Origin of the sequence: Streptomyces sp. NPDC018031 (genome assembly GCF_044327625.1) — a bacterium.
Lineage (GTDB): Bacteria > Actinomycetota > Actinomycetes > Streptomycetales > Streptomycetaceae > Streptomyces.
Map to the genome: position 1 here is coordinate 531,620 of NZ_JBIRFT010000004.1, position 6,307 is coordinate 537,926.

Below are 6,307 nucleotides of genomic sequence, written 5' to 3' on the forward strand. Positions count from 1 at the left end.
CGGCCCCCGGTGCACGGTGACGGCGGCTCCCCGCGCGCCGCTCGGCTGAGCGGAACGCGCGGCCCGGCCGGGGGGCCGGGGGCCGAGCCCGGCCGGGGCCTCCCGGTCCGGGCGGGGCCGGTCGCGGGCGGGCCGGGGCCGGCGGTCAGGCCGCCGCGGGGAGTCGGCTGCCCCGCACCGCCTGGACGTCCAGTTCCACCCGGAGCGTGGTGCCGATGGCCGCGATGCCCGCCGCCACCACCTGGTTGTAGTTCATCGCGAAGTCCTCGCGGCGCAGCTCCGCGGTGGCGCGGAAGGCCGCCCGGACCCCGCCCCACGGATCGGGCCCGGTGCCCAGGTAGGCGAGGTCCAGGTCCACCGCCCGCCGCACCCCGTGCATGGTCAGTTCGCCGTGTACCGTCCAGCGGTCCGGGCCGGCCGGCGCCAGTGCCGTACTCCGGTACTCCAGGACCGGGTGGCGCTCGGCGTCGAGGAAGTCCGGCGACCGCAGATGGCCGTCCCGCATCCGGTTGCCGGTGTCGATACTGGCCGCCCGGATCCGAGCGGTCACCGTGGACCGCTCGACGTCCTCGGCCACCTCGATCCGCCCGCCGAACTCGGTGAACCGCCCGTGCACGCTGGAGATCCCCAGGTGCTGGGCGACCGCCGCCACCGTCGAGTGCGCCGGATCCACCGTCCAGATCCCCGGCGGTGGCAGCTCCACCCCGCCCAGCCGGGCCAGCACCACGGTGCCGAGGTCGGCCCGCCCGGTGGCGGTGACGAGCGCGGTCGAGGCGGCGGGGGCGTACCCGACGGCGGTCACGATCACGGTGTACGGGCCGGCCGGCAGCGGCTGCTCGGTGTGTACGGTGCCGTCCTCGCCGGCCTGGACGCGCAGCAGCTGGGTGCCCGTCATATCGGTGACGGTGAGCACCGCGTGCTGCACCGCCCAGCCGTCCCGGGTGCGGACACGGGCCCGCAGCCCGGTGCCGGTGGTCGTGGTCATGTCGGTACTTCCCGATTCCGTTCCCGGGCCCGTGCGGGCCCGTGCGTGGCTGGTCCGGGCCCGCGCGTGGCTGTCCGGGGCCTTCCGGCCGGTGGCCGTTCCCGTGGTCCGTTCCGTGTGGTCCGTCCCGTGGTCCGGCCCGCCGTGCCGGTCCGTGTGGCCCGTCCCCCCGTGCCGGTCCGTGTCCGGCGCTGTCGGCCCGATCCGGTGCCGGTGCCCGGGCGCTCGGGTGCTCGGGCGCTCGGGCCAGGGTTCGCCCGGTGCCGGTGCCGGTGCCGGTGCGGGTGCGGGTGTCCGGGCTCGGCCCGGGTTTGTGCTCGTGCTCGTGCCCGCGCTCGTGCCGGTGTCCGGGCCCGGGCCGGTGTCCGTTCCCGTACGGCCCGGACCGGCGGTGGGGTGCCGGTCCGGGCGGCGCGGGCAGGCCGTCCCCTGCCTGTGGTCCCGCGCCGCCCGGACCTGCTTCCCCGGGACCGTCCGTGGCCGGATACGGTCCCGGGCCGGGTCGCCGGACGCGCCTCCGCTCGACGCGCGCCCGGCGACCCGGGGCCGGTCAGTCGCCGGGGTGGGCGAGGTCGACGTCATGGCCGTCGACCCCGCTCCCGGTGACCGTCAGTGCGTCCGCGACCGGCGGGTAGCCGCTCGCGATCAGCGTGTACTCGCCGGCGTCGAGGTCGGCGAAGGCGTAGGCGCCGTCCTCGCCGGTGGTGGTGGTCGCCACCACGTTCCCGGCCGCGTCGACCAGCGTCACCCGGGCGTCCGGCAGCGGACGCCGCTCCCCGTCCGGACCGCCGGCCCGGACCGTGCCGCCGACCCGGGCGCCCGCCCGGAGGGTGATCTCGACGTGGGTGATCCCCTGGCCGCCGACCTCGACGGGCAGCGCGGCGGGCCGGAAGCCCGGCGCGTTCACGGCGACCGTGAAGGTGCCGGCGACCAGCTCGTCGAAGGCGAAGTCGCCCCGCTCCCCGGTCTGCTGCGCGCTGAGCACCTCACCGCGCACATCGGTGACCACCACCATCGCCGCCCCGACCGGCCGCTCGCCGTCCTCGGCGCGCACCACCCCCGCCAGGCCACTGGTACCGGCCAGCGCGATGTCCTGATCGAGCGGCTCGTCGCCGACCACGACCGTGGACGCCTGCGGCTGGTGGCCGTCGGCCGCCGCGATCAGAACGTACGAGCCGGGGCCGGGGGCGTCCAGCGCGTAACTGCCGTCGCCGTGCGCGACCGCGCGGCCCAGCTGGCGGCCGGCCAGCGAGATCAGGGTGACGGCGGCCCGGGGCACCGCGGCCCCGTCGGCGTTCCGGACGAAGCCGTGCACACCCTGCCGGGTCCGCGGTTCGCCGATGCCGTCCGCGTCGCCGGGGCCCGTACCGAGGCCCCTCGCCCGGGCGGTGGCCGCGGGGGCGCCGAGGGCCTGGGCGCCGGGCGGGCCGGCATCGGCCGCCGGCGCGCCGACCGTGGCGAGGACCGGCCCGCCGCCGGACGTCCGGTCGTCGCCCGGGGCGCCCGCCGCCGGCTCGGCGGCCGTCGTGGCGGCCTCCGGCACCGCGGTGACCCCGGTGGCACCGTCGGTGCCGCCGGTGCCCGCCGGGCCGGGCGTGGCGGCCGTGCCGGCGTTGGTCTTCAGCGCCACCTCCTTGATGAACACCGAGAGGATGAACGCGATCAGCGCGGCCGGCGCGGCGTACAGGAAGACGTCCGCGACGCCGTGCCCGTAGGCGTTCTCCACGACCTCGCGCAACGGCGCGGGCATGGCGTCCAGGTTCGGGATGGACCCGCCACCGGTGCCCCCGTGCCCGGCCGCGGCGCCCTCCGGGCCGAGGTCGGCCAGGCCGTCCTTGACGTAGTGGGTGACCCGGTTGGCCATCACCGCGCCGAGCGCGGAGACGCCGACCGCGCCGCCGAGGGAGCGGAAGAAGGTGACGACCGAGCTGGCGGCGCCGAGGTCCTGGGGGGCGACCTGGTTCTGGGTGGCCAGCACCAGGTTCTGCATCATCATGCCGATGCCGAGCCCCAGCAGCCCCATGTAGACGGCGATGTGCCAGTAGGCGGTGTCATACCGGATGGTCCCGAGGAGGCCGAGGCCCGCGGTGACCAGCGCGCCACCGGCGACCAGCCAGGCCTTCCAGCGGCCGGTCTTGGTGATGACCTGGCCGGAGACCGTGGAGGAGACGAAGAGGCCACCGATCATCGGGATGGTCAGCACCCCGGACATGGTCGGCGACTCGTTGCGGGCCAGCTGGAAGTACTGGCTGAAGAAGACGGTGCCGGAGAACATCGCGATGCCGACGAAGAGGGAGGCCAGCGAGGCGAGGGTGATCGTCTTGTTGCGGAACAGCCGCAGCGGGATGATCGGTTCGCTCGCCCGGGACTCCACGAGGACGAAGACCGCGCCGAGCACGATCGCCCCGCCGACCATGGCACCGGTCTGCCAGGAGATCCAGTCGTAGGTGTCGCCGGCCAGGGTGACCCAGATGAGCAGCAGCGACACGGCGGCGCTGATGAAGAAGGCGCCGGCCCAGTCGACCTTGACGTCCCGCTTCACCACCGGCAGCTTGAGCGTCTTCTGCAGCACCACCAGCGCGACCAGCGCGAACGGCACGCCGACGTAGAAGCACCAGCGCCAGCCGAGCCACTCGGTGTCGGTGATCACGCCGCCCAGCAGCGGGCCGCCGACGGTCGCGACAGCGAAGGTGGCACCGAGGTAGCCGCTGTACCGCCCGCGCTCCCGCGGGGAGATCATCGCGGCCATCACGATCTGGGCGAGGGCGGACAGGCCGCCCACACCTATGCCCTGGACCACGCGGCAGGCGATCAGCATCCCGGTGTTCTGCGACAGGCCGGCCACCACCGAACCCGCCATGTAGATCACCAGCGACGCCTGCACCAGCAGCTTCTTGCTGAACAGGTCGGAGAGCTTGCCCCACAGCGGGGTGGCCGCGGTCATCGCCAGCAGCGCCGCGGTGACGACCCAGGTGTAGGAGGACTGGCTGCCGTGCAGATCGGCGATGATCTCCGGGAGCGCGTTGGACACGATCGTGGACGACAGGATCGCCACGAACATGCCCAGCAGCAGCCCGGACAGGGCCTCCATGATCTGCCGGTGGGTCATCGGCGCGTCGGCGGCGTCGGCACCGTGGCGCTTGGCGTGGGCGGGGTGCCCCGCGGGCCCCCGCACACCGCCGTCCGGTGTGGTCGTTGCCATGAAGTTCCTTTACGAGTGCTGAGTACTGAGGGTGTGCGGGCGCAGGGGTCGGCCGGGGCGCGCGGCCGGCCCGGCGGAGGGGGCGGTGCCGGTCGTCGCCGGCCCGACGGCCCGCGCGGCCTCGTCGTCCGGGGCCGGGGCCGGGGACGTAACCGGGGCCGGGGCCGGGGCGGCTGGGTCCGGGGCCGCTGGGTCCGGGCCGGCCGCCGGGGGCCGGCAGTTCCGCGACCGGGTGTCGCCGAAGGCCGCCCGCAGCCGGGCCAGCAGTTCGCTGAGCCGGCCGACGTCGTCGTCGGACCAGTCCGCCAGCGAACTGGCCAGCGCTTCGGTGTAGCGGTCGGAGACCCTGCCGAGCAGCGCCTCGCCGCTGGGGTTGATGCTCAGCAGCCGGGACCGTCCGTCCTGCGGATCCGGGTGCCGGTCGATCCAGCCCCGCGCCTCGACGTGCGCCACATGGCGGCTGGTCACGGACATGTCGATGGCCAGCAGCTCGGCGAGTTTGCTCATGCGCATCTCGCCGTAGCGGTCGAGCGCCATCAGGACGATCGCGGAGGCCGGCGGGCAGTCGGTGGGCAGTACCCGGGCCAGGTCGCGCTTGACGACGCCGATGGCGCTGAGTTGCCGGGCCAGTTCCTCGTACTGGCGCTGCTCGGCCACGGGCGGACTCCTAGCTCACGGAAGCATTCGGTTGCTTTGGGCAACCGTAAGGGAGGTTAGTTGCTGTAGGCAAATGAAAAGGGGCGTTTGCTGAGTAAATTGCCGACAAAGCCATTCCCCGCGGCGGGTCAAGTCGGACGGGCGGGGGCGCGGCGCGGCACGCCGGGAAGGCCGCAGCGGCCTGAGGTGACCTGTTCAGGCCCGGTGCGGCTCTGGTCCGGTCCAGTGCGGCTCTGGTCCGGCCAGGTGTGGCTCCGGTCCGGTCCGGTGCGGCTAGGCCGGCCGGGCTCGGCGCGGCCAGGTGCGAGCCGGCACCAGCCCGGCCCGGCCAGTCCAGCCCCAGCCCAACTCTGTCCGATCCGGTCTGGCCCAGTCCGGCCCAGGGTCCGATCCGCTAAGGCCCAGCGACTGGTCCGCTCGGGCCCAGCGTCCGGTCCGCGCCGGACCGGACGCTGCCGGGGCCGGCGGCGCGGAGACCGATGGCCGGCGCGGACGGCGTGAGTGGGGGAAGCGGCCGTCAGCGGTGGCGGGGGACGGCGTGAGTGGGGGAAGCGGGCGACGTCAGAGTGGTGGAGGGGGACGCCGTGAGTGGGGGAAGGGGAGCGGACGGGGGCGCCGGGTGCTCGTGTCCGGCGCCGCGCGCGGCGGCCCCTGCCGTCGGATGCGGGCGCATGCCGTCGGATGGGGGCGCGCCCACGCCACCGGGCGGGTGTCCCTTGGTGTCACACGGGGTCGGGCCGCGGCGCCGCGCGGGGCGGTACGTCAGGGGCGGTGCCGCGACGAGCGCACTGGACGGTGGGTGCCGCGACGAGCGCACTGGACGGTGGGCGCCGCGACGAGCGCACCGGACGGTGGGTGCCGCGAGGCCCCGCCGGGCGGCCCGGGTGGGGCTGCGGCCGGTACGCCGGACGGCACCCACCGGGGTGTGCGTCCTCCCGCCGGTTCGCTAGGGTCGTGGCCCATGGCGAACAACCCCCATGGCTCACACGGCAATGACGACCCCGCGGGCAGCACCCAGATGTTCCGCGCCTTCGTCGACGACGGCGCTCAGCAGCCGCAGCGCGCGGCGGCCGGCTCGTCCGGCGGGCAGCGGAACGGCCTGGTCATCGGTGTGATCGTCGCGATCGCGGTGCTGGCCGGAGTGGCCTGGCTGGTGCTGGGCTGACACCCGGTACCCGGGTGACCGCGCCGCCGCGCCGCGGATTCCGGTCTCCCGGGGATGACACCGGGGCCGGTCCCGCCGGTGGCGTACCGCCGTCGGCGCGCCCGGCACCCGCCCGACACCGGCCGACGCGGCCCCGGAACGCGCCGACGCCCCGGCCGCGCTGCGCAACCCCGCAGCGCGGCCGGGGCGTTGACGACGGGTCGCGACGCCCCGGGCCGGGGGCCGGTCAGTCGGAGATCAGCCCTTCGCGGAGCTGCGACAGGGTCCGGGTCAGCAGCCGCGAGACATGCATCTGGGA

General features: G+C 75.6%; 3 protein-coding genes and 1 pseudogene. 1 reads left to right on the forward strand and 3 read right to left on the reverse strand.

What is annotated here, in order from left to right:
- Positions 1-145 precede the first annotated feature (145 nt).
- From ACH4B3_RS14590 to ACH4B3_RS14600, 3 genes and pseudogenes are all read right to left on the reverse strand, one after another.
- A complete protein-coding gene (locus tag ACH4B3_RS14590) occupies positions 146-985 on the reverse strand; it encodes a YceI family protein (protein ID WP_398463157.1) in 840 nt (279 codons plus the stop codon).
- 550 nt (positions 986-1,535) lie between these two features.
- Complete coding sequence (locus tag ACH4B3_RS14595; RefSeq protein ID WP_398463158.1) at positions 1,536-4,187, reverse strand: MFS transporter; 2,652 nt, start codon at positions 4,185-4,187, stop codon at positions 1,536-1,538.
- 222 nt (positions 4,188-4,409) lie between these two features.
- Positions 4,410-4,844, reverse strand: a pseudogene (locus tag ACH4B3_RS14600) (MarR family winged helix-turn-helix transcriptional regulator); the annotation flags it as partial.
- A 961-nt stretch (positions 4,845-5,805) separates the two neighbouring features.
- On the opposite strand from ACH4B3_RS14600, the gene ACH4B3_RS14605 reads away from it, so the two are divergent.
- Positions 5,806-6,009: a hypothetical protein gene (locus ACH4B3_RS14605; RefSeq protein ID WP_398463159.1), complete on the forward strand. Its 204-nt coding sequence runs from the start codon at positions 5,806-5,808 to the stop codon at positions 6,007-6,009.
- Positions 6,010-6,307 lie beyond the last annotated feature (298 nt).

Coding starts and splice junctions, on each gene's coding strand:
- ACH4B3_RS14605 (WP_398463159.1), top strand. CDS start 5,806: ATGGCGAACAACCCCCATGGCTCACACGGCAATGACGACCCCGCGGGC.
- ACH4B3_RS14590 (WP_398463157.1), bottom strand. CDS start 985: ATGACCACGACCACCGGCACCGGGCTGCGGGCCCGTGTCCGCACCCGG.
- ACH4B3_RS14595 (WP_398463158.1), bottom strand. CDS start 4,187: ATGGCAACGACCACACCGGACGGCGGTGTGCGGGGGCCCGCGGGGCAC.